The organism is Ornithinibacillus scapharcae TW25 (assembly GCF_000190475.1).
GTDB classification, from domain to species: Bacteria; Bacillota; Bacilli; order Bacillales; family Amphibacillaceae; genus Ornithinibacillus; species Ornithinibacillus scapharcae.
Genome location: NZ_AEWH01000055.1, coordinates 1 through 24,071, shown reverse-complemented (window position 1 = coordinate 24,071; position 24,071 = coordinate 1). Strand labels below are relative to the sequence as shown.

Sequence of the window (24,071 nt, the reverse complement as noted above, 5' to 3'; positions counted from 1 at the left end):
TCTAAGAGGCATCCTTATTTGTTTATATATGACTACCGCACAATATTTTGCTATGATAAGAATAGAATTGGAGGCATTATACATGAAAAACTCTAGAAAGAAAGATGTATTTGGTAACGCAAAAAAATGGATATTAGAAGCGGGAAACATCATTAGACAAAAGATTGATGACCCATTAGAAATAGACACAAAATCGAATCCTAATGATTTAGTTACTACGATGGACAAAGATACAGAAAGATTTTTTGTTGAAAAAATTAAATCCACTTATCCAGATCACTTATTACTCTCTGAAGAAGGTTTTGGGGACGAAATTCCTTCACTAGAAGGGACGATTTGGATTATTGACCCGATTGATGGGACCATGAATTTTGTTCAACAAAAACGAAACTTCGCTATATCAATAGGTATATATCATGATGGTATAGGAGAGATTGGACTCATCTATAATGTTATGGAAGATGTGCTGTACTATGCTAAAAGAGGGGAAGGGGCATTTAAGAATGGTAAAGCTCTTATGCCATTAGAAAAAGGTCTCGTCCTAGAAGAATCCGTTATTGGATTAAATCACTTATGGTTATGTGAGAATCGATTAGTGGATGAGAAGATCATGCAAGATCTGGTTAAAACGGCTAGAGGATCTCGTACTTATGGTTCTGCTGCGCTAGAATTTGCTTTTGTGGCAGAAGGAGTTTTAGAGGGGTATTTAACGATGAGTTTATCTCCCTGGGATGTTGCAGCTGGAATGATACTCGTGGATGAAGTTGGTGGTGTAACAACTACAATTGATGGAGAGCCAATCAATTTGTTAACAAGGAATTCGGTATTTGTTGGCCACCCAGACATACATAAACGTATTATAAAAGACTTTATATCGAAAGGAAGGAAGTGACTCACGCTTGTGAGCCACTTTTTTTCTTTTTATTTGCAATTCCTGTTCCCATAATTCCAAAGCCTAAAGCAATAAATAATAATATTAGCCAGATACTGCGCAAAGCGATAGCAAACCCAACTCCAATAAACATTATAATGACTAACGTTGCTAGTAGAAAAGCTGGTATATTCAGATTCTTCATTTCATGTCACTCCCTCATATGTACTTTTAGTATAAAACTTTTTCTTATACTGTTCAAAGTTTTTATAAAACTTTTGTTAGAATCGAGCTAGGTAGTTTCGTAATGATCTGGATAATGGTTGGAGCTAATAATCAAATACTAGCAAGTTTTATGTAAATTTAGTATGATAGACTTTGAACTTACATAATGGGGGATTACAATGGTTTATCAATTTATCATGGAGCAATATGGGGTTGAGCAGTTATTCAACATCTTATATCCACTCAATTTTATTTTAGCAGCGATTGCTTATAAACTAGGTTTTGCAAAAAAGTTACCCATTTTAAAATCAATCATTGTTTATATTCTATTAGCAATTGGAATTTTTGTACTTTATCTGTTATTTATCGTATGGTCTGTAGCTACAGGTGGGAACCCTTTACCAATGACCGAGAGTTTAGTAATCATTTGTTTAGTCTTAGCCATCTACCGAATGAGATTATATTTTCAACGAAAAGCTAAACAAAGCAATTAATAAAATAGAGGAGTGTTTGAGGTGCACCCCAAACACTCCTCTATTGTTATTAGATTAATTCATCTACTTTCTTTTTTTCCTCATATAATTGAAACTTTCCAGTTGCGTGTCGTTTTAACGTGTTTTCTTTTATTCGATCATTGCAATTTTGGCATAAATACATATGAATTTTACGATTTCTTAATCTTTTAGCTTGTAGTGAGTAATCTTCTATCTCTTCGACCACATCACAAATAACGCATTTAACCTGCATCATACCACCTCTAAATCGGTCTCTATTATAACTACTATATCATAGATGTTTAATTTCTATCTACTAGAGGTACATTAAAGTAAAGGATAGAAAGGGTGATATAATGAAAAAAAGATATGTCGTTTCCGCGATAGGACTAGGGATCGCAGGTTATTTATTGGGAACTAAAAAAAGTAATAATCATGGTCCTACGACTGAGCCGAGAGATTTGGAAGTAGACTTGACATTCTCTAATGCAGGTAAACCGGATCAGGTTGATGATTTAGAACTAGATCAATTAGAGAATGCGAAAATGGTGTCGGAAGGTTCTCAATTTGGAGTTCAATATTATAATAATATAAAGGCAGATGAATAATAAAAGAGGTATCCTTTACTGGATACCTCTTTATAATGGGGAGTAAGTTCTACTCTTCTCTTTTTTCTTTGTTATTTTTTGATTGATCATCTACGATATCATCCATTTGTTGCTTTTCTTTTTCATCATTTATGATTTCTTTATTTTGATCTGGTTGTTCCGGTTGTTCCTCTGGAATCGGAAAGTCAGGCATGTACCTAGCAACGATGGCAGCTACCTCATCAAGTATTCCTTGAATTGGATGACCTTGGCTTATTTTATCATTCATACCTCGAATTCTTTCCATTATATCTCCATCAGCAACTACGACTGCTGTTCTTCCGTAAGGATCATGTTGAAGAGCCTCTAGGACTGAATACTTTATAGTGCCAACACGTGAACGGTCCAATTGCTTATCGACATCAATACCAACAACAGCATATGGGCCAACTACAATGGCTACTGCATCATTAACCTGTGGAACATCTCCAGCAATATGAGCTAAATGATCTGCGATTTCTTCATTAGACAATTCTCTGTTTTGATTAGAAGATGAGTTTTTCACATTAACAATTCGATTATCTGTATTTTTTTGCTCTGATGGTAGTGCGTGATCTTCCTCATTGTTGTTATCAGAGCAACCGATAAGAAAAACTAAGCATAATGTTACAATACCTATGGTACGTATAAACATCTAACACTCCTCCTACTATTAGCGGGGTATAGGCAATCGCTTTTAATGTTATTTTGAGTATTAGAGGCTAAATTATACAGAAGTTCCGTTTTCAAAGTAGTAAGAATACAAAAAACGAACTGTTTTATGATTCTAATTGGCTAGAATGGCATATCAAAGTTCGTTTGATTAAATGTATTTACTTTATCATGATTTTGTTTATACCTTTGATAGGATTATCTTGATTTGAACCGTCCTTATATAATAGGTGAACAGGACCATTTTCTTTTAGTGGTTTCCCATCTTTTGCAAATAGAAGGTAGCTATTATATAGCTCAGAGATAGGTATTGTAACCTCACCAGAATCTGTGACTAGTACCGCCTGTTCTGCACCATCAATAATTTCTGCATGGTTCAGGAAGTCATTGATTGGCATCACATAGGAGTACATGAGGATATTCTCGCGCTCATGTTTTTTAATGCTTTGATTTACTGGAGGCTTTTCTTGTCGACTTATCGCTCGTTCCCATCTTTGAGCAGCGTACTGTAGTTCGTCACTTGTATCTTGTTCAACTGTCTCTAAAAATGCTTCTTCTAGAATTATTTTACGGTCATCAAAAATCCATACAGTAGGGTCCATTGTTATCTGGTATGCTACGTTTCCTAGTATTGGAACTATCATGTTTTTCCACCTTTCAAAAATAAGTATTACTCATTTAGAATATCAGAGATATACATGAATTTAAAATAGAAAGTTTTTTTCTATATTTTATAGATAGTATTGGAATAATAATTTGCATTTTATAATGGTAAGAGATAATATAATATTAGAGGAAAAGATTGATCAAAGAAGAAGAAAACAAGCTTATAAAAGAGGTTTGTTTTTGGTGGAGGGGATATTTCAATGCCTGAGGTAACGATTGATCATCGTGAAAAAGCCTATGCCCTTCTAAAGGCTGATGCTGATAAAATTTTGCGGTTAATTGAAGTGCAAATTGATAATTTAATGATGCCGCAATGTCCATTATATGAAGAAGTTTTAGATACGCAAATGTTTGGTCTTTCTAGGGAAATAGATTTTGCAGTTAGATTAAACTTAATTAATGAGGATGAAGGAAAAGCACTTCTTGAAAATCTAGAGAGGCAGCTAAATATACTTCATGAAGCAGCACAAAAATCAGGATAGGACCATGCATCTTACACGGTTCACAGAATTTTTGTGAAAAAAACTTTGCCTGCATATGAAATGGCAAGGTTTTTTTGTTTAATTCATTGTTTAACAGATATAAAATTGATGCTAGTCAGGTATATTGGAGAGGGACAAGATGATACGCAAACTAAAGGATTATGATTTTACGCTATTAATTACACCATTAATATTAAGCGGATTTGGAATAGTAATGATTTATAGTGCTAGTATGGTATTAGCTGTAGTTGTAGAAGATCGAGAGAGTAATTACTATTTAATTAGGCAATTACAATGGTTTAGTATCGGCTTTGTCGGATTTCTATTTTGCACGTTTTTTCCTTACAAAAATATCAAAAACTAATAAAAATAATAATTTTAGGTATCATTATATTATTAATTGCAGTTAGAATTTTTGGGTATTCTGCAGGGAACGCAAAATCCTGGATCAATCTTGGCCCACTAAACTTGCAGCCGTCCGAATTTGCAAAGCTAGGGATTATCATGTATCTAGCTTCCGTTTACTCGAAAAAGCAAGCCTACATAGATAATTTTAATAGAGGGGTTTTACCTCCCCTAATTTTAACGGCTATTATACTCGCGTTAATTATAGCACAACCAGATATTGGTACTGCTTCGATTATCTTTTTAATTGCTTGTTCTGTAATATTTAGTTCTGGGATTCGATTTAAGCATTTATTTTTATTAGTAGCAATAGGATTATTATTAGTTGCTATTGCTATCCCTAGTATGATTACTGATGAGCGAATTAGTCGTTTTACGGGAGCTTATGCACCATTTGAATCACCAAAGGATGACGGTTACCAATTAATACAGTCCTATGTAGCCATTGGTGTAGGAGGGTTAACTGGTGAAGGTCTTGGACAAGGTGTGCAAAAACTAGGATATTTATTTGGCCCACATACAGATTTTATTATGGCGGTAATTGCGGAGGAACTTGGTTTTATCGGAGTATTTATTGTCATAGGTTCTCTTGCTATCATTGTCTTACGAGGTATATACATCTCTAGGAAGTGTGAAGACACTTTCGGCGCACTACTCGCTATCGGAATATCTTCAATGGTTGGGATACAAGCTTTTATTAATTTGGGTTCAGCTAGTGGTATCTTGCCAATTACCGGAGTGACATTACCATTTGTCAGTTATGGTGGCTCATCCTTATTAATCCTACTAATTTCAATGGGGATATTGAATAATATTGCGATGACTGTTAAAAAGAAGGAACAGGGACCAACACCTGTTACTAATAATGAAATTCCGAATAATAGTTTTATTAAAGGAGGAAAAACATGGTCAAGTTAAATAAGATAAAAAAGGTTTTAGTAGCTAACCGTGGAGAAATAGCAATTCGTGTTTTCCGCGCATGTACGGAATTAAATATTCGTACAGTTGCCATTTATTCTAAAGAGGATTTAGGTTCTTATCATCGATATAAGGCAGATGAATCTTATTTAGTTGGAGAAGGTAAAAAACCAATTGATGCTTATTTAGACATAGAAGGCATATTAGAAATTGCGAAAAGAGTTGGGGTAGATGCGATTCACCCAGGCTATGGATTTTTATCTGAGAATATAGAATTTGCTAGACGTTGTGAAGAAGAGGGCCTCATTTTTATTGGTCCAACTTCTGAACATTTACATATGTTTGGAGATAAAGTAAGAGCAAGAAGTCAAGCCATCCAAGCAGGATTACCTGTTATTCCAGGGAGTGATGGGCCAGTATCTTCTGTTGAAGAAGTGGAGGCTTTTGGTGAAAAATATGGCTATCCGATTATCATTAAAGCATCTTTAGGCGGTGGAGGCCGAGGGATGCGTATCGTAAGGAGTCCACTAAACGTTCGAGATAGTTATGATCGTGCTAAGTCGGAAGCAAAAGCGGCATTCGGTAATGATGAAGTGTATGTGGAAAAATTAATTGAGCACCCGAAGCATATAGAAGTTCAAATTATTGGAGATCAGTTTGGGAACATTGTGCATTTGTATGAGAGGGACTGTTCGATACAACGGAGACATCAGAAGTTAGTCGAGGTTGCTCCAAGTCTTTCTTTAGCGGACGATTTACGCGAAAGAATATGTGATGCTGCAGTACAGCTTATGAAGAATGTAGACTATTTAAATGCTGGTACCGTAGAATTTTTAGTGAAAGATAATGATTTTTACTTTATTGAGGTTAACCCTCGTGTACAAGTAGAGCATACGATTACGGAACTTATAACTGGTGTAGATATTGTTCAAACTCAAATCAAAATTGCTGATGGTCAGAATATTCACGATCCATCTATAGGTATACCGGAACAAGATAAGATTTCGACTCAAGGTTACGCTATCCAATCGAGAGTAACAACGGAGGACCCTTTAAATAACTTTATGCCGGATACGGGTAAAATTATGGCTTACCGTACTGGTGGAGGATTTGGTGTGAGGCTAGATGCTGGAAATGGGTTCCAGGGGGCCGAAATAACGCCGCACTATGATTCTTTACTAGTGAAGGTTTCGACTTGGGCATTAACATTCGAGCAGGCCGCCCAAAAGATGGTGCGCAATCTAAAAGAATTTCGTATTCGAGGAATCAAAACCAATATTCCTTTCTTGGAAAATGTAATGCTTCATAACCAGTTTATTACTGGTGAGTATAATACTACTTTTATAGATGAAACACCGGAGTTATTTGTATTCCCTAAACGTAAAGATCGTGGTACGAAAATGTTAACGTTCATTGGGGAAACAACTGTAAATGGGTTTGAGGGGATTAGTAACACGACTAAACCAACATTTGATATTCCTGTTGTTCCAAATGTAGATCATCTGCAATTACAATCTGGAACAAAACAGATACTAGATCAAAAAGGACCAGAAGGATTGGCTAACTGGTTAAAGGAGCAAAAGGAAGTACTTCTGACGGATACAACCTTTAGAGATGCCCATCAATCCTTACTGGCAACTCGAATTCGAACAAAAGATTTGGAGAAAATTGCTGAGCCTACTTCAAAACTTCTTCCGAATCTGTTTTCAGTCGAAATGTGGGGTGGTGCGACATTTGATGTGGCATACCGTTTCTTAAAAGAGGATCCATGGGAAAGATTGTTAACGCTTCGAAAAAAAATGCCTAATGTTTTATTGCAAATGTTATTAAGAGCGAGTAATGCAGTTGGGTATAAAAACTATCCAGACAATCTGATTCAAGAATTTGTAGAGAAGAGTGCGGATGCTGGCATCGACGTCTTTCGTATTTTTGACAGTTTAAACTGGGTGGAGGGTATGAGACCTGCTATTCAATCTGTAAGAGATAATAATAAGATTGCTGAAGTTGCTATGTGTTACACAGGAGATATTTTAGATAAGAACCGTACGAAATACGATTTAAATTACTATAAGAACCTAGCAAAAGAGTTGGAGCAATCAGGCGCACATATTCTAGGTATTAAAGATATGGCAGGCTTATTAAAGCCTGAAGCTGCTTACCGTTTGATTACCGAGTTAAAAGAGGCAGTAGACATACCGATTCATTTACACACACACGATACCAGCGGAAATGGTATATACATGTATGCCCGCGCAATAGAAGCTGGTGTTGATGTAGTAGATGTTGCTAATGGTCCTATGGCAGGATTGACCTCGCAACCAAGTGCCCAAACGTTATATCATGCATTAGAAGGTACCGAGAGACAACCAAGCATTGATATTCAAAACTATGAAAAATTAGGTTACTACTGGGAAGGTGTAAGAGAGTACTACCGAGAATTTGAAAGTGGTATGAAAGCACCTCATACCGAAATTTATGAGCACGAAATGCCGGGTGGCCAATATAGTAATTTAAGACAGCAAGCAAAAGCGGTTGGATTAGGTGAACGATGGGATGAAGTTAAGGCCATGTACAGAAGAGTAAATGATATGTTCGGTGATGTCGTGAAAGTTACTCCCTCTTCCAAGGTAGTTGGGGATATGGCTTTATTTATGGTACAAAACAATTTAACAGAAGATGACGTGTACGAAAAAGGAGAAACTATTGATTTCCCAGATTCCGTAGTAGACTTCGCAAGTGGTTTCCTCGGCCAACCATATCAAGGGTTTCCGAAAGAACTTCAACGAATCATTTTAAAGGGAAGAAATCCAATAACTGTTAGGCCTGGTCAATTATTAGACCCAGTTAATCTGGATCACCTAAAAGAGACTTTATTTAAGACATTAAATAGACAAGTGACTAGCTTTGATATGATTTCTTATGCACTATATCCAAAGGTGTTTTTAGATTATCATGATTTCTATGAGAAATATGGAGATGTTTCCGTACTCGACTCACCAACATTTTTCTATGGAATGAAGATTGGGGAAGTAATAGAAGTAGAGATCGAGCAAGGCAAGACACTCATCGTAAAATTAATCTCGATTTCAGAGCCTAGAGAAGATGGAACAAGAGTCGTTTATTTTGAATTAAATGGTCAGGCGCGTCAAGTCTTTATCCGTGATCATCATGTTCAAACACAGATTAAGGAAAGGCTAAAAGCGGATAAGAATAATTCCAAGCATATTGGTGCGACAATGCCAGGTATGGTATTAAAAGTGGAATGTGAAAAAGGCCAAGAGGTTGAAAAAGGGGACCAACTTGTTATTACAGAGGCAATGAAAATGGAAACTACTGTACAAGCTCCATTTTCTGGGGTTATAAAAGCAATCCATGTTCAAGATGGCGATGCAATTGAAGTGAATGATCTGTTAATTGAGTTTGAATAAGTAGGTTGTAATAAGAAGAGGCTACCCAGATGGTAGCCTCTTCTTACTTATTTAATACTAGAACTGATTGATTCACTCTCAATTGGTTTTTGGTTTTTCCGTTCCATCACAGCACTTCTCGTAGATAGTAAAATGAAATAGCTTAACATACCAAAGTAGCAAGTGATGACTAATGCGTGCATTAATGCAACTGCCAAGTTAAGTAATGTAAAAATAATTAGCGCTCCAAACAAAACCTGTAGCAATATTAATGAAAAAGTGGTTACCCAACCCCAAACCATAATTTTACTATGACGATACTCTTTTACAATTCGAATAAATAATATAAAAGTCCAAATAAATAATAACCCTGCAGCTAGTCGATGTCCCATTTGTACCCATTGTTCGAAACTATACGAGGCAAAATTAAGTGGTTCTGCATTTGTGCAAAACGGCCAGTCACCACAGACTAAGTTAGCATTAACATGGCGTACAAGTGCCCCAGTATATACAACTATTAAGGTATACGTTGTTAGTATGTATATTTCGATTCGGTGTTTTTTCTTTATAAATAAAGAATCCGCATCAAATTTTCGATCTATCTCGAAAATAAGTAGCATTAATAAGAAGATTGAAGCAAATGAAATTAGAGAAATCCCGAAGTGTGCAGCAAGTACAAAATCAGACTGTCCCCAAACTACTGCCGCCGCTCCTATTAATCCTTGTAGAACAAGGAAGAAGATGGATACTAGGGAAAGGAACTTAACTTCTCTTATATGACCAATATGCTTCCATGCAAGAAATGCTAGAATGAGTACAATAATACCAACCGAACCAGATACTAGACGATGGCTTAATTCGATAATTAATTCCATATCAATTTCTGATGGTATTATTTCCCCTTTACAAAGTGGCCAACTATCCCCACAGCCATCTCCTGACTCCGTTTTGGTTACAAGAGCACCACCAATAAGAACAAAAGTCATTCCTATGGTTGCAAGAACAGAGAGCCATTTTAATGTTTTAATCATAACTATCATTATCCTCACTTTATTTCTTGTTGATAACTACATTTGTTTTAAATATCCTATTCTCCATGATAAGCTCTTTTCTATATAGAAAGCAATTAATTTCAGAAGTAAAATTTGAAATGACACAGAATTGTTAAAGTTTATCTACAATTAATGTAGGCACCCTTGGAAATAATAAAAAAACCTTGCAAAGTTTATCATTGTCTGCTAGAAATAGTATAGGGGATAAACTGTAAATATTAGAGGGAAAACTTCTGAAGAGGAACAAAACAAATACATATTGGCATGAACCATTGAAGGCGATCTTAGCCTTTTATTTGTTTAGTACATAAAATTCACAAAATTGTCAGAAGTTATTACTCGATATTTCGGTGTTTTCCTGCAAAGGCAAATGGATTGTAAGTTTGAACCGTGATACAATTAGCATGGTGGGCAGCATACTTTAAATACAATTAAGATTTTGTACTAGACTTCTAAGTATGCTTCTTTAATTATGTCCCTTTATTTTGGGGGTTAAAGGGGGGATATGCAGGATGTTAACTTTAGACAACTTCCTCAAAGAAATGGGAGATGCTATTGTATATACGGGGTAAAGACAAAGACAGTGGTATGTATATACCAACCAAACATGCGTTATTATTTGTAGAATTATAAGTTTAGAAGTGGTTACTTGCCTTTTGAACATTACTTTCCTTTTAATATACAATATTTTGAGCTAATTAAGGCATATTAATATTGTTATTTTAAGTGAAGGTAGTTATGAAACTTAATGGGATTAGAAAAGCTAATTACGTAATCGCTTTCCCATTAATAATTTTTATCCTTACTGAATTACTATATATAAGGAAGGAAAAATAGAAAGAGAGGTATTAATACATGAAAGGTTGGATGGGAAAATTTAAGGTGTTATCCCTGTTAGGTTTAGTAGCAGTATTTCTTTCAGCCTGCGGTAAGGAAAACTTAACAGCATTAGATCCGAAAGGCTATGGTGCAGAAAAATCCTTTGATCTAATAATTTTACCAACTGTTATAATGTCTGTCGTTCTTCTAATTGTAATGGTAATTTTCACTTTAGCGCTTATCAAGTTCCGTAAGAAAAAGGGGCGCGAAGATTTTATTCCAAAACAAGTTGAAGGTAACCAAACATTAGAAACTGTTTGGACTATTATTCCAATTTTACTATTAATCGTAATAGCAGTACCAACAGTGATTTATACGTTTGACCTTGCAGACGAGGCAGATGCTAGTAACTCATTAAACGTTGAAGTAACTGGAAACCAATACTGGTGGCATTTTAATTATGAAGGCCAAGAAATTCAAACAAGTCAAGACTTGTATATTCCAGTTGGAGAAAAAGTATATTTAAACATGATTTCTTCAGATGTTATCCATTCACTTTGGGTACCATCTCTATCAGGTAAACTGGACGTAAACCCAGAAAACGAAAATACGCTTTATATCCAAGCTTATGAGGAAGGTGTTTACTGGGGTAAATGTGCGGAGCTATGCGGACCTTCACACTCACTAATGGACTTTAAAGTCGTAGTAGTTAGTAAGGAAGAGTTTGATCAGTGGGTTGCTGATATGCAAAACTTCGATCCGGAAGCAGAGCCTGAGTCTGACTTAGCTGTCCAAGGTAGAGAATTATTTGAAGAGAATAACTGTATTGGTTGTCACGCAATCGGTTCTTCACCAGTTGCAATTGGTCCGAACCTAACAAACTTTGGTGATCGCTCTAAGCTTGCTGGTACAGAAGAAATGTCAAAAGAAAATATTGTTAAATGGCTTTTAGACCCAGAAAAAATGAAGCCTGGAAACAAAATGACTAATGCTTATCCTAAGCTAAATGAAGAAGAGGCTTCTCTCATTGCTGAGTATCTATTACAATTAAGCCCTTCTGAAATTACACCAGAAGCTGCAGGTAACTAATAACTAGATAGTATTAGGGTTGGAAGATTGAAAAGGGAGGTTTATTTTGTGAGTACAGCAATTGCTCAGAAAAGAAGCTTCGCTGCCGTTTTATGGGATTACTTAACAACTGTTGACCATAAGAAAATAGGTAAGCTATATCTTTATGGTGGTGGTTTCTTTTTCCTTCTCGGTGGATTAGAAGCTTTGTTTATTCGAATTCAATTAATAAAGCCTGAGAATGATTTTATCTCTGCAGGTTTATACAATGAAATGATTACGATGCATGGTACAACTATGATTTTCTTCGCTGCCATGCCGTTACTACTCGGATTGATGAATGCCATTATGCCTCTTCAAATCGGGGCACGTGACGTAGCGTTTCCTTTTGTGAACGCATTAGGTTTTTGGTTATTCTTATTTGGGGGAATTATGTTAAACGTGAGTTGGATAACTGGTGCTCCTGATGCTGGTTGGACAGCTTATACACCATTATCTACTTCATCTCCTGGACATGGTGTGGATTACTACGTTCTAGGATTACAGATTTCTGGTGCAGGAACATTAATGGGGGGGATTAACTTCCTAGTTACCATCGTTAATATGCGTGCACCTGGTATGACATACATGCGTATGCCGTTGTTCTCATGGACAACATTTGTCATTAGTGTACTAATCCTATTTGCATTCCCAGCTTTAACAGTTGGTTTATTCTTATTAATGTTTGATCGTATGTTCGGTTCAGCATTCTTTGATGTAGCTTTAGGTGGTAACAGCATTATCTGGCAGCACTTATTCTGGATATTTGGTCACCCTGAAGTGTACATTCTTATCTTACCTGCATTCGGTATCTTTAGTGAGATTTTTGCTACGTTTGCTAAGAAGCGTCTATTTGGTTATACAGCAATGGTATTTGCTACAATCCTTATCGCATTCTTAGGATTCATGGTATGGGCTCACCATATGTTTACCGTTGGTATGGGACCTGTTACGAACTCCATCTTCGCTATTGCTACAATGGCAATTGCCGTTCCAACAGGTATTAAAATCTTTAACTGGTTACTAACCCTTTGGGGTGGTAATATTACTATCAATTCAGCGATGTTATGGTCACTTGCATTCATCCCTTCGTTTACAATTGGTGGAATGACTGGGGTAATGGTTGCCACATCTGTAGCCGATTATCAATACCATGATAGTTATTTCGTAGTAGCACACTTCCACTACGTAATCGTTGGTGGGGTAGTGTTTGGTATCTTGGCTGCTTTACATTATTGGTGGCCAATCATGTTTAGAAGAATCCTGAATGAAAAATTAGGAAAGCTTGCATTCTGGACATTCTTTATTGGATTCCATTTAACATTCTTTATTCAGCACTTCTTAGGTCTAATGGGTATGCCGCGTCGTTATTGGGTATTCTTAGAACACCAAGGTTTGGATATGGGGAACTTTATTAGTACGATCGGTGCATTCTTTATGACATTTGGTGTATTAGTATTTCTTTACAATGCTATTTACTCATGGCTTAAAGAAGAACCAGCTCCACAGGATCCGTGGGATGGTCGCACATTAGAATGGGCAGTTGCTCAACCAGTACCACATTACAACTTTAAGCAACTTCCACTAGTACGTGGGTTAGATGCTTTATGGATTGAGAAGATGGAAGGTAATGGTAAGATGACACCTGCTGAGCCAGTTGGTGATATTCATATGCCGAATGGTTCGATATTACCATTCATCATGTCACTAGGATTCTTTATAGCAGGATTTGGTTTCATTTACCAAACTGACACTGATTTTGCTTATATCCTATTATTCGGTGGTATGGCGATTGCGCTAATCTGTATGCTAATCCGTTCATTGAAAGATGACCATGGTTATCATATCACCAAAGAAGAGCTAGAAAAGGAGGCTGACTAATATGAGTCACGATCATTCCTTAAACCCAGAAACAATGCCACATAATCCCGAAAAAGCGACGCTTGAAGGGAAGAACAAGTTTCTAGGGTTATGGTTTTTCCTAGGTGGAGAAACAGTACTATTTGCCAGCCTTTTTGGGACATATCTGGCTTTGAAGAATTCGACTGCTGATGGTCCAACATCAGAAGAGTTATTTGGATTAGAATTAGTATTCTTAATGACGATGTTATTATTAACTAGTTCATTAACGAGTGTATATGCAATGTATCACATGAAAAACAACGACTTTAAGAAAATGCAATTATGGTTAGGAATTACTGGATTACTTGGTATTGCATTCCTTGGTTGTGAGATTTATGAGTTCTATCATTACATTCATGAATATGGATTCACATTCCGTTCTTCTGCTTTTGGATCAGCATTCTATACGTTAGTAGGATTCCATGGTGGACACGTATTATTTGGTCTATGCTGGTTATCTGCCATCATGATTCGTAATGCGAAACGTGGACTAAACTTATATAATGCACCAAAGTTCAACACATTCAGTTTATATTGGCACTTTATCGATGTTGTATGGGTATTCATTTTCACAGTGGTATACCTTATGGGGAAGGTGGGTTAATCCATGGTAAATAACACCAAAACCAATGATTTTCATAAACAACAAAATAAAGAAGAAATGAAAAAACAACTGATTACCTTTGCCACAATGATTATCTTTACCATCATTGCATTCCTAATTGTTGGTTCAGGTATGATGAGTAAGATGCTTGCTATACCACTACTATTAGTATTAGCGCTTGTGCAAGTAGCATTTCAGTTCTATTATTTCATGCATATGAAAGATAAAGGACATGAAATGGTTGCAGTCATGATTTATGGTGGAGTTTGGGCTGCTGTCCTAACAGTTGCAGCACTGAGCTTAATCATTTGGTGGTAAAAATGAATGGACCGGGGACTTTCCCTGGTCCTTATTTTTTGCTTGGAATAGGATGGAAAATAAAACATCCTTTCTCACCCGCATAAATAAGACTACCACATTCATGAAAGGACGAGCGAATGCGTTAATTTATTTAAAAAATTTGTCCTATCAATCTCATTAGTCTTTAAAAAGTTGTCACAGTTTATCAGTGTTTTGATTACTGATTTAGGTTATAATTAAGGCTAAAGACTTGGATAACTATGGAGTGAATAACACATGTGGCTTAATTTACAATTATTTGGATTTCGAGCGCTATGGAGTCCGTATTTCTTTTTATTTGTAGTAGCATTGGGTGTTACATATTTCTTGATTACAGGCCCACTACGTCATAAATTTGGAGTGGAAGAGAAACCAACTACGAAACAACAAGTTTTCTTCTATAGTGGCCTAATCCTTTTATATATCGTAAAAGGATCACCTATTGATCTGTTGACTCATATTACACTTACTGCTCATATGATTCAGATGGCAATATACCTTATTATTTTTCCAATATTTATTGTGAAGGGTATTCCGGTATGGATTTGGGAAAGAGTACTTCTTAGACCATTTATAAGACCAATTATAAAGGTACTTACGATTCCGCTGATATCGATTATCTTATTTAATGGATTGTTTTCACTGTATCATTTACCAGCCATTTTTGATTTAACGAAATCATCACCAGTTTTCCATACATCTTTTCATGTGTTACTATTAATATTTGGATTCTTGGTTTGGTTTCCAATTATGTCACCGGTTAAGGAATTTGAACAGATCAAGCAACCACTGTGGAAGATATTTTATATCTTTGGAAATAGTGTACTTATAACGCCAGCTTGTGTTCTAATTATTTTTTCTGATGTACCATTATTTGCTGCATATAGCTCTACTGGTGCTTGGATCCAGGCTCTTGCTTTATGTGTGCCTAGTGATGTGTTAAATGGGCTAACATCTACCTTTGCCATTTCTGGTCCGGAAATGTTCTCTTCAATGAGTACGTTAGAAGATCAGCAGCTTGGGGGAGTTATTATGAAGATAATGCAAGAAATCTCCTATGGTGTTATACTTGCAAAAGTGTTCTATGCTTGGTTTAGCCCAGAAACATTAAAAATTGATCCTTTACCAGCAACCAATAGTCATGATACGAATTAGGAGGAGGGTCTAAGTCCTCCTCCTTCTTAGTTTTAGGAAGGGGAATAGTGATATGGCAATTTTACCAACGATTAGTACATTTTTTATTTTTTTAAGTGCGGTATTAGTTGCATTTGGATGGCGTTTTATCGCAACAGATCGACCAAAACTACATAAGAAGACGATGATTGCTGCTGCAATTAGTGCTTTAATTTTCTTTACAATTTATATGTCACGTACTATTTTTATGGGGAATACAAGTTTTGGTGGTCCAGAAGAATTAGAAATATATTACACTATTTTTCTAATCTTTCATATTACATTAGCAACTACAGGTGCAGTTTTTGGTTTGGTAACGTTATATTTAGCATTTAAACGGAAAATCTCCAAACACCGAAAAATTGGACCAATTACATCTATTATTTGGTTTGGTTCTGCTATTACTGGAATTGCAGTGTACTTATTACTTTATGTATTGTTTGATGGCGGTCAAACTACCAGTTTAATAAAAGCTATTTTAGGTACATAATCTTAATCTTAACTAAATCTAAAAATCCGAACTACACTCGAAAAGAATTACAATTTCGATGGTAGTTCGGATTTTTTATAACATACATATAGTTACAATTTTATATTTAGTTTTATGATTTCAGCTTCCCTTGCCGAAGTGTAAATGATGACGAGTAGTGGCCCAATAATAAAGCCTAATAATCCGAATATCTTAAGCCCTAAAAACATTGAAATCAGCGTGGCTAAAGGAGATAATCCCATATGTTTCCCCATTACTTTTGGTTCTACAGTTCTTCTAATAGCTAACAGTATAATTGCTAGAATCGATAACTCGATACCTAGTTGGACATTTCCTGCCATAAACATAATTAATGCCCATGGTCCAAGTATAATGATTGAGCCAATAATCGGGATAATATCAATAATCCAAATAATTAATGACATGATAAGTGCAACCTCTGGGGCAATAATAAATAACCCAATTAATGATGCTGCAAAAATTAGTAAACTAACAAGGAATTGCGCCTTAAAAAATCCAACAATAACATTTTTGATTCGACTGTTCATAAATGCTACTTTTTTGGCAGTTTCTTTTGTGAAAATGAGATAAACTTTTTTTCTAAGGATTGGTAATTCTAGCATAAACATAAATAATGCAATCAAGTATACAAGAATGCTTACAATATATTGCGGAATTTGTGAAAATATCCCTGCAATCTTACTTATTGTTAATTTCTCTTTCAGTAAGATGGTTAGCTGATTAATATATGTATCGAAGCTATGTGTTACAGAGTCAACGAATTCATCGGGTAAATCTTTGCCATAAGCAATCATTTTATCTTCCCATTCACCATATATTCGATTGATGTTATTGATGTGCGAAGGAACATTTTCTGCAAAGTTGATTGCCTGTGCTACTGACTTTGTGATCAGGAAAGTTCCAGCAATACCAACGACAAATAAGAATAATAAAAATACAATAATGACTGAAACCTTTCTAGTAAGCTTTAATCGATTTTGACATAGTCGAATGAGGGGATTTAGCGCCAATGCTGTTAATAATGCAATTACTAGAGGAATTGATAGGGAAAGCAAATAATAACCTACTAGTAATAGTAAAACTACTAAAATGAAACCTATTACTTTTCGTAACAAAAAGGTTGCTCCTTTCCAATTAAACAGAAATTTGTATTATTTATACAAAATAATACACGAAATATGCCTATTGAATAGGACTTTCATAGTATGGTTGAACGTAACGTTACATGAAATGAGAAAAGAGCCAACTATTTACGAATAGAATAGTTGGCTCATGTATTTATTACTCAGCTTTGAATTCTTTTAAATCTGCACTGACTTTTTCAAGTATTTTTGTTGCACGTTCTATAATATTCCCCGGGATGTTTTCATCTTCACCATACTCTACACCGTGTGGATAGTAATGTTTACCAAGTAATGGTGGAAGTAGTTTAATAACTGCATCTTTGCGATCGACTTCGCCTTCAATTGCATATCCTTGAATACGGATATAGTATGTAATGTTTTTTTCATTGGAACCAATCTTGTAGTCATATGTTACGCGTTCATAATCCCACTGTCCAGCACGAATGAATGCATGATTTCCCATCAATAAATCTAATGGTTTAATATCAACTACTGTATCTTCAATTCCTAAGTTTTCAAATTTCATTTTATACACCTCACATTTTTGCTCACTAACCTAATAATAGTATTAATTAGCATAAGTTGCAATGAAAATGGGAAATTTTTGGTGAATTGCCTCTCTAATATGTCATTTTTATTCCATAAAATAACTTAGCATTTATACGATCAAAACTATTCTGATATAAAAAGGAAGGATGGAAGAGTATAATTTACTAGAGAAGTTGAAATAAATTAGGATAGTGCACTAGTTTTTTATGGGTTTCATGTATTTTCTATTATAGTAAATCATATAGTTTTACTATAAAACGTAATAGAGGGAGTTTTGGGAATGCGAATTATAAAAGGTTTTGTACTTTTTGTCATAATTGCACTAGTAACTTTTTATGTATTGGAGAAGAATCAACTAGAGCCAGATGAGGCAATTGATAGTATCAGTCATATAATATCTCAAAAGAAAAATGAGCTAATGGAAAAGACTGTACCAGAAAATATCATCAAAAATCAAAAATTTCAAGGTGAGATTTATCAGTGGATCGGAAAAAATACGAATGAGTTAGTGGAGGAACTAGGGGAGCCAATTCGCAAGGACCAGAGTAGTTATGGTTATACGTGGTGGGTGTATACTAACAAGCAAACACAGTATATTCAATTTGGCGTTAAAGAGGATAAAATCGAAACCATTTATGCAACCGGTAAAGATATTCAAATTCAACCTTTTTCTGTAGGGGATAGTTATAAAAGTGTGGAAAAAGAGCTTGAATTTACGGAAGAAGTAACGTACTCAAATGGAATTTCTAGTTATACCTTTTTATTAGATGAAAAGGATATGGAAATGCGTCCCTTAGTAAAGCTATCAGATAATCTATTTCTTCAGGTCTATTTTGACACTTTCACTGATAAACTGTCCTCGGTTCGTATCATGACTGGAGATGTATTATTGACTCAGCGGCCATACGGATTAAGGTATCGAGGGAAACTTCCAGAAGGGCCAAATCTGACCCAAAAGGAATGGGATGAAATAGAGCATGGAATGGAACAGCAAATATTTGATATAACAAATGTCATTCGTCATAGCTTTGACCGGAAGACTTTGTCTTGGGAGGATAACGTTAGTGAGGTTGCATTCTTGCATAGTAAAGACATGGCTGATAAAAATTACTTTTCTCACTACAGTCCAAACGGGAATGGCCTAAAGGAACGTCTTGAAGCAAAAGATATCGCTTATTTTTCAGCAGGAGAAAATATCGCCGCTCAATATATCGATGCACCTGCAGCTGTAGAAGGTTGGCTTAACAGTAAAGGACACCGGGAAGCATTATTAAATTCGGATTATACTCACCTTGGCGTTGGTGTCTATCGGCTTTACTATACACAAAATTTCTTAACAAAGCCTTTTTAGAAAACACCTGACAAAGCACACTAATGTTGGAATGTGGCAGAAGTGTGTTTTTTGTATGAAATTAATTTCATGTATTTATGAAAGGGGATGAGAGAGACAGCTATTACGTTCGAGTAATGAATCTTCTATGTAAAGGTGTCATATATTGTTAGGTAAAATGCACAGAGATTTTCTAAAAAGCATAGAATATACTACGTTATGGTAACAGATATCGTAAAGGGGTGATTAGTATGAGCAGTGAGTTACATCCAACAGTGCGACAATTTCGTGAGTTTATTAATCAACATCCCAAACTTAGAAAGGAATTGAGAAAAACGGGTAGATCTTGGCAAGAATACTATGAGAAATGGCTATTACTAGGTGAGGAAGATGCTTTTTGGGATGAGTATAAGGATGAGCATGTTGGATCAGAGTCAAGTAATGACCAAAAGAATGAGTTATTGGGTCAAATGATGCGCTATTTTGAAAATGTTGACATCAATAAAGTACAAAAACAAGTTCACCAACTGAGTGGGACTATTGCTACCGTTCAAGAGCTATTAGATCAATTCCAAGGGAATAAAAGAGGAAATCCTCAACAAGAACGCCCCCCATTTGGTTGGTTTAGGGATTAGTGATTGCGATGAATCAAGAACTTCGTCAGTTTCTGACTACTAGACCAGATCTAATTAATTTTATCCGCTTTAATCCAATATGGTATCGCTACCTCAGTAGAGATCCTTTACGTATTACGGAGATGGAGAAAGAAGCAAAGCGGTATTATGGTAAGACTCTTTCACAAAAAGTAGAAAAGGTTGGAAATAATGTCCAAATGCTTAGCATGCTTTTACAATTTACAGAAATGATGAAAGATTAATTGTTTTTCATTTTCGCCAGATTAGTGATAAACTAGTGGTGGAGGTGAATATTTAAATGATAGCTACCCTAGAATATGTGAATATATTAGACCACTCTGAAATGCTAGGTAAAATGGTACTTAACTCTGAGGTCTATGAAGCATATCGAAATGCTAAAGAAGAATTATATAATGATAGAGAAGCTCAACAGCTGATAAAAGAATTTAATGCTGTTAAAGATCAATATGAAGATGTACAGAGATTTGGTAGATATCATCCTGATTACTCTGAAATTATGAAACAGGTCCGTACTCGTAAACGTGCCCTAGATTTACATGATAAAGTTGCAGCTTTTAAAATAGCTGAACGAAATTTCCAGAGCTTATTAGACGAGATTAGTCAATATATTGCTAATAGCGTGAGTACTCAAATAAAAGTGCCGCTTGACGGAGCAGCCCTATCGGATAGTGGATGTGGCAGTGGTGGAGGCTGTGGATGTAAAGCCTCATAAATTTACCATGATTGTAATAGAGCTTATATTCTGATAAACTATTTCAAAACGATAGAAATTGTGAGGATTTTTATGAGAACTAAGAGACAAGGGATTATTGTTTGGTATCAACATTCAAAGAATATAAAGCAACTTAAACGATTGGGAAACATTCTTTATACATCTAGGAAGTTGAAGTATGCTGTTATGTATGTTGACCAATCTGAAGTGGAAGAAATGGAAAAGAAGCTATTGAAATATCCGTTTATCTCACGGGTAGATCGTTCATATAAACCGTTTATACGGACTGAGTATGAGAATGCTAAGCCAGATAAGGCGAAACAATATGACTATAAAATGGGAATATAACACCTTCGCGGTTCTAAATCGCGAAGGTTTTTGGTTTTTGCATACTTTCGTGAAGATTTGAGCTCCTATTAAACGATATAAAAAAACCTGCAGAAATAATTCTGCAGGTCCCTTTGTTTTCTTGCTAGAAAACAAAAAGGCAAAGGGAGAGGAGAAACCGGAGGAGAACTTATGGGGAAGTGTAAGTCTTCTCCGTGTTTGAAACAACCAAGCTACGCATTAGCTGTTCCATTAAGCTATTATGTACAAAGGTGAAATATATATACCTCCTAGACAATTTTTTTAGAAAAAAATATTTTCTGTTTCATATTCATTTTTCTTTATGGTAGGATTGTTACGAGTGAGTGACTAGAGGTGAGAATATGCGAGTTGTAGCTGGAATACATAAAGGTCGTCAACTTAAAGCTGTTCCAGGAAGTAATACAAGACCAACTACGGATAAAGTTAAGGAAGCAGTTTTTCAAATGTTAGGTCCTTTTTTTGAAGGTGGGATTGCATTAGATTTATTTGCGGGAAGCGGTTCATTAGGGGTTGAAGCCTTAAGTCGAGGAATTGATTCCTGTGTATTTGTGGACAAGCATCCAAAGGCAATTCAGACCATTCGTGAGAATATAACCACTCTTAAATTAGAGGGACAAGTAGAAATTTTTCGTGCCGATGCTTTTCGAGCCCTATCTGCAGCAGCAAAAAGAGGTCTTACGTTTGATTTAATCTTTATTGACCCTCCATATGGTAAAATTAATTATCTAGAGATATTAGAAATAATCGTAAAAGAGAAGCTCGTAAATGATGATGGAATTATTTATTGTGAACATGATGCAAAAGAAAATTTATTAGATACAGTAGCTGATTTGTCTGTTGTCAAAAGAGTGCATTACGGGGGTACAATCGGAATTACCATTTATAAAAAAGGTCAATCAATAGAGGGGTGCTGAAATGGCAAGACTAGCAATTTGTCCAGGGAGTTTTGACCCAATTACTTTTGGACATTTGGATATTATTGAGAGAGGTTCCAAAATATTTGATGAGGTCATTGTTGCGGTATTTAATAATCAATCTAAATCACCATTATTTACCGTGGAAGAGCGAATGGAATTAATTAAAGTATCTACAAAGCACCTTTCAAATGTAAAGGTAGATGCAAGTGATGGGTTATTAATTGATTATGCTGAAGAAAAAAATGCTCAGGTTATTCTAAGAGGGCTTAGAGCGGTAAGTGATTTTGAATATGAAATGCAAATTACATCGATGAACCGTAAATTAGATTCAACAATTGAAACATTATTCATGATGACCAATAACCAATATTCCTTCTTAAGTTCAAGTATTGTAAAGGAAGTTGCCAAGTATAAGGCGGATGTTACGGACCTAGTTCCTGTTATTGTTGCTGAAGCATTAAAGAATAAATATAGAAATAGATGAAAATTGTTGGATTATAGGAGCTTTAATCTAGATAATGGTTACTCTATGTGAAAAACTACCACATTTCCAAAAACATTAGGAATGTGGTAGTTTTTGGTTATTTTATATTTGTTTTCATACGATGATATAGAATGGTAATACCGATACCGAATGTTGCTATCGTAATGATTGGCCCGTATTGCTCGAATAACAATAGAATGTTTGTCCATTCCGAGTTCTGAACAGGGATAGTAACAGGCATATCTACAATATCTGTTTCCTTTCTATCTAAATAGAGCGGTTTATAAAGTAAGATTGCTAAAATACTAGCGATAAATCCGTGTAATATCCGCGCTAGGAAATAGGGATAGAATCGAATGTTCTGTTTTGAGATAATGCTTGCCACTTGAGCTTGTATGGAAAAACCATTAAAACCAAGGATGAAGCTTACTAATATAACACTAGCAAGAAAAGGATCCATATTTTCTTTTGAAATCATGTTGGCACCTAATGTTATCTCAAAAAGACCAGAAATAAAGGGTAATGCTAATTCTATCGGGATGAACAAGAACTGGAAAATATTTTGGAATGCGGAGGCGATCAGTGGTGTAATTCCAATTAAGAATAGCATCTTATTTAATACCGAAAATAATATGATAAATCCGCCTACCATCACTAGGGTTTTTATCGAGTTAATAACGGCATCTCCCATGATTTCCCCAAATGGTCGCTTGTCCTCCATACGGGTATGATGCATTTCGTGAAATGCTCTTTTAAGCGATACGTTTCTTTTCTCTTTTCTCTTAGGCTTATCCACTTTTCTTCCATAAAATCGCATACAAATACCTGTAATTGCATTTCCTACATAGTGTGCAGTTGCAAGTAAGATACCAAGTCTAGAATCATGAAAAAACCCTACAGATATCGCACCAAATATAAATAAAGGACTAGATGAATTAGTAAATGCTACAAGACGCTCTGCCTCAATTTGAGAGATTTGATTTTGCTCCCTTAAGCGCACGGAAATTTTGGCACCTGTTGGGTAACCACTAACCATTCCCATAATCCAGGCAAAACTACCGACACCAGGAACATTAAATAATGGACGCATAATTGGTTCAAACATTACTCCCAAAAATTTTACCACTCCAAAACTCAATAATAATTCTGCTGTAATGAAAAAAGGGAGTAAGGAAGGAAAAACAACCTCCCACCACATATCAATCCCCCGTATGCTAGCTTCAAGTGCATCATTAGGATATTTAATTAAAGTAAATGCGAAAAAATCGTAATTGTTGCAAACATGAATGTTTTTATAATTTGCTTCAAAAGACTGCCTCCTACGTACTCTGCATAACTGTACTTATTTTTGGATAGTAGTAAAATAAAACTAGTTTGTTATTGTAATGTCAAAAAGACGAAAATGAATATCTATACCAATATACGCACATACATTGCCTGAATATGCCATACACTTTTTGCATGATGAAGTTTTTACTGGAATAGGTAATATAACGGCCTAAAATGCTGTAACGAAAGGGGTCTCTTCATGAAATTTTCAAAAGGACAAGTTCTATCAGTACTTGCTGCCATTGTAATAGCATTTTTTCTCTCTACTTACCAATTACCGTACTATATCCAAAAGCCAGGAGGAGCCGATGCACTAAACCCAATAGTT

The 24,071-nt window shown here is 35.5% G+C and carries 26 protein-coding genes and 1 pseudogene; 19 read left to right on the top strand and 8 right to left on the bottom strand.

Features of this window, described 5'->3' with window-relative positions; all coding sequences use genetic code 11:
• Nucleotides 1-82 precede the first annotated feature (82 nt).
• Nucleotides 83-892, top strand: coding sequence for an inositol monophosphatase family protein (locus G5W_RS0114985; protein ID WP_010097927.1), 810 nt, complete (start codon nucleotides 83-85; stop codon nucleotides 890-892).
• A 1-nt stretch (nucleotide 893) separates the two neighbouring features.
• Here the strand turns inward: G5W_RS0114985 and G5W_RS0114980 are convergent, their stop codons facing one another.
• Nucleotides 894-1,076: a DUF5325 family protein gene (locus G5W_RS0114980; protein WP_010097925.1), complete on the bottom strand. Its 183-nt coding sequence runs from the start codon at nucleotides 1,074-1,076 to the stop codon at nucleotides 894-896.
• Between the two features lie 199 nt (nucleotides 1,077-1,275).
• On the opposite strand from G5W_RS0114980, the gene G5W_RS0114975 reads away from it, so the two are divergent.
• Nucleotides 1,276-1,590, top strand: a complete 315-nt coding sequence (locus tag G5W_RS0114975) for a YlaH-like family protein (RefSeq protein WP_010097923.1) — start codon at nucleotides 1,276-1,278, stop codon at nucleotides 1,588-1,590.
• Nucleotides 1,591-1,639: 49 nt separating this feature from the next.
• Here G5W_RS0114975 and G5W_RS0114970 read toward each other — a convergent pair whose 3' ends face one another.
• Nucleotides 1,640-1,843, bottom strand: a complete 204-nt coding sequence (locus G5W_RS0114970) for a YlaI family protein (protein WP_010097921.1) — start codon at nucleotides 1,841-1,843, stop codon at nucleotides 1,640-1,642.
• A gap of 103 nt (nucleotides 1,844-1,946) precedes the next feature.
• On the opposite strand from G5W_RS0114970, the gene G5W_RS0114965 reads away from it, so the two are divergent.
• On the top strand, nucleotides 1,947-2,198 hold the full coding sequence (locus tag G5W_RS0114965) for a hypothetical protein (protein WP_010097919.1): 252 nt from the start codon (nucleotides 1,947-1,949) through the stop codon (nucleotides 2,196-2,198).
• A gap of 49 nt (nucleotides 2,199-2,247) precedes the next feature.
• Here the strand turns inward: G5W_RS0114965 and G5W_RS0114960 are convergent, their stop codons facing one another.
• On the bottom strand, nucleotides 2,248-2,871 hold the full coding sequence (locus tag G5W_RS0114960; protein WP_010097917.1) for a YhcN/YlaJ family sporulation lipoprotein: 624 nt from the start codon (nucleotides 2,869-2,871) through the stop codon (nucleotides 2,248-2,250).
• 178 nt (nucleotides 2,872-3,049) lie between these two features.
• A complete protein-coding gene (locus G5W_RS0114955; RefSeq protein WP_010097915.1) occupies nucleotides 3,050-3,532 on the bottom strand; it encodes a hypothetical protein in 483 nt (160 codons plus the stop codon).
• A gap of 222 nt (nucleotides 3,533-3,754) precedes the next feature.
• On the opposite strand from G5W_RS0114955, the gene G5W_RS0114950 reads away from it, so the two are divergent.
• From G5W_RS0114950 to pyc, 3 genes and pseudogenes are all read left to right on the top strand, one after another.
• Nucleotides 3,755-4,036: an Fpa/YlaN family protein gene (locus G5W_RS0114950; RefSeq protein WP_010097913.1), complete on the top strand. Its 282-nt coding sequence runs from the start codon at nucleotides 3,755-3,757 to the stop codon at nucleotides 4,034-4,036.
• Nucleotides 4,037-4,175: 139 nt separating this feature from the next.
• Nucleotides 4,176-5,359, top strand: a pseudogene (gene ftsW / locus G5W_RS22380) (putative lipid II flippase FtsW).
• On the top strand, nucleotides 5,347-8,787 hold the full coding sequence (gene pyc / locus G5W_RS0114940; protein ID WP_010097908.1) for a pyruvate carboxylase: 3,441 nt from the start codon (nucleotides 5,347-5,349) through the stop codon (nucleotides 8,785-8,787). The pseudogene ftsW and the gene pyc overlap by 13 nt, the downstream one beginning before the upstream one ends.
• Nucleotides 8,788-8,834: 47 nt before the next feature.
• Here the strand turns inward: pyc and G5W_RS0114935 are convergent, their stop codons facing one another.
• Nucleotides 8,835-9,797, bottom strand: coding sequence for a COX15/CtaA family protein (locus G5W_RS0114935; protein WP_010097907.1), 963 nt, complete (start codon nucleotides 9,795-9,797; stop codon nucleotides 8,835-8,837).
• A gap of 876 nt (nucleotides 9,798-10,673) precedes the next feature.
• Here G5W_RS0114935 and coxB point away from each other — a divergent pair.
• The 6 genes from coxB (at nucleotide 10,674) to G5W_RS0114905 (ending at nucleotide 16,252) form a co-directional block, all read left to right on the top strand.
• Nucleotides 10,674-11,726 carry a cytochrome c oxidase subunit II gene (gene coxB, locus G5W_RS0114930; protein WP_010097906.1) on the top strand — a complete coding sequence of 351 codons (1,053 nt, stop codon included), beginning with the start codon at nucleotides 10,674-10,676 and terminating at the stop codon, nucleotides 11,724-11,726.
• Between the two features lie 48 nt (nucleotides 11,727-11,774).
• A complete protein-coding gene (ctaD, locus tag G5W_RS0114925) occupies nucleotides 11,775-13,625 on the top strand; it encodes a cytochrome c oxidase subunit I (RefSeq protein ID WP_010097905.1) in 1,851 nt (616 codons plus the stop codon).
• A 1-nt stretch (nucleotide 13,626) separates the two neighbouring features.
• Nucleotides 13,627-14,250: a cytochrome (ubi)quinol oxidase subunit III gene (locus G5W_RS0114920; protein ID WP_010097903.1), complete on the top strand. Its 624-nt coding sequence runs from the start codon at nucleotides 13,627-13,629 to the stop codon at nucleotides 14,248-14,250.
• Nucleotides 14,251-14,253: 3 nt separating this feature from the next.
• Entirely contained in the window at nucleotides 14,254-14,568 is a 315-nt protein-coding gene (gene ctaF / locus G5W_RS0114915; protein ID WP_010097901.1) for a cytochrome c oxidase subunit IVB, read from the top strand.
• Nucleotides 14,569-14,826: 258 nt separating this feature from the next.
• Nucleotides 14,827-15,744, top strand: coding sequence for a cytochrome c oxidase assembly factor CtaG (gene ctaG, locus G5W_RS0114910; protein ID WP_010097900.1), 918 nt, complete (start codon nucleotides 14,827-14,829; stop codon nucleotides 15,742-15,744).
• A gap of 52 nt (nucleotides 15,745-15,796) precedes the next feature.
• Nucleotides 15,797-16,252, top strand: a complete 456-nt coding sequence (locus tag G5W_RS0114905; RefSeq protein ID WP_010097898.1) for a DUF420 domain-containing protein — start codon at nucleotides 15,797-15,799, stop codon at nucleotides 16,250-16,252.
• Nucleotides 16,253-16,344: 92 nt separating this feature from the next.
• Here the strand turns inward: G5W_RS0114905 and ytvI are convergent, their stop codons facing one another.
• The gene (gene ytvI / locus G5W_RS0114900) at nucleotides 16,345-17,388 is read right to left on the bottom strand and encodes a sporulation integral membrane protein YtvI (RefSeq protein WP_010097897.1); all 1,044 of its coding nucleotides are present in this window, start codon (nucleotides 17,386-17,388) and stop codon (nucleotides 16,345-16,347) included.
• A 166-nt stretch (nucleotides 17,389-17,554) separates the two neighbouring features.
• Complete coding sequence (locus G5W_RS0114895; RefSeq protein ID WP_010097896.1) at nucleotides 17,555-17,923, bottom strand: YugN family protein; 369 nt, start codon at nucleotides 17,921-17,923, stop codon at nucleotides 17,555-17,557.
• 303 nt (nucleotides 17,924-18,226) lie between these two features.
• Between G5W_RS0114895 and G5W_RS0114890 the strand changes: the two genes are divergently transcribed.
• The 7 genes from G5W_RS0114890 (at nucleotide 18,227) to coaD (ending at nucleotide 22,414) form a co-directional block, all read left to right on the top strand.
• Nucleotides 18,227-19,297: a CAP domain-containing protein gene (locus tag G5W_RS0114890; protein WP_010097895.1), complete on the top strand. Its 1,071-nt coding sequence runs from the start codon at nucleotides 18,227-18,229 to the stop codon at nucleotides 19,295-19,297.
• 230 nt (nucleotides 19,298-19,527) lie between these two features.
• Entirely contained in the window at nucleotides 19,528-19,911 is a 384-nt protein-coding gene (gene ylbD / locus G5W_RS0114885; RefSeq protein WP_010097894.1) for a YlbD family protein, read from the top strand.
• Nucleotides 19,912-19,919: 8 nt separating this feature from the next.
• Nucleotides 19,920-20,153 carry a YlbE-like family protein gene (locus tag G5W_RS0114880; RefSeq protein WP_010097893.1) on the top strand — a complete coding sequence of 78 codons (234 nt, stop codon included), beginning with the start codon at nucleotides 19,920-19,922 and terminating at the stop codon, nucleotides 20,151-20,153.
• A gap of 56 nt (nucleotides 20,154-20,209) precedes the next feature.
• Nucleotides 20,210-20,644, top strand: coding sequence for a YlbF/YmcA family competence regulator (locus G5W_RS0114875; RefSeq protein WP_010097891.1), 435 nt, complete (start codon nucleotides 20,210-20,212; stop codon nucleotides 20,642-20,644).
• 72 nt (nucleotides 20,645-20,716) lie between these two features.
• Nucleotides 20,717-20,992 carry a YlbG family protein gene (locus G5W_RS0114870; protein WP_010097889.1) on the top strand — a complete coding sequence of 92 codons (276 nt, stop codon included), beginning with the start codon at nucleotides 20,717-20,719 and terminating at the stop codon, nucleotides 20,990-20,992.
• 362 nt (nucleotides 20,993-21,354) lie between these two features.
• Nucleotides 21,355-21,927 (top strand): 16S rRNA (guanine(966)-N(2))-methyltransferase RsmD, encoded by a 573-nt coding sequence (rsmD, locus tag G5W_RS0114865; RefSeq protein WP_010097887.1) that lies wholly within the window; start codon nucleotides 21,355-21,357, stop codon nucleotides 21,925-21,927.
• Nucleotide 21,928: 1 nt separating this feature from the next.
• Nucleotides 21,929-22,414 carry a pantetheine-phosphate adenylyltransferase gene (coaD, locus tag G5W_RS0114860; protein WP_010097885.1) on the top strand — a complete coding sequence of 162 codons (486 nt, stop codon included), beginning with the start codon at nucleotides 21,929-21,931 and terminating at the stop codon, nucleotides 22,412-22,414.
• Nucleotides 22,415-22,511: 97 nt separating this feature from the next.
• On the opposite strand, the gene ylbJ is transcribed toward coaD, so the two are convergent.
• The gene (gene ylbJ, locus G5W_RS0114855; protein ID WP_081472476.1) at nucleotides 22,512-23,702 is read right to left on the bottom strand and encodes a sporulation integral membrane protein YlbJ; all 1,191 of its coding nucleotides are present in this window, start codon (nucleotides 23,700-23,702) and stop codon (nucleotides 22,512-22,514) included.
• Nucleotides 23,703-24,071: the final 369 nt, after the last annotated feature.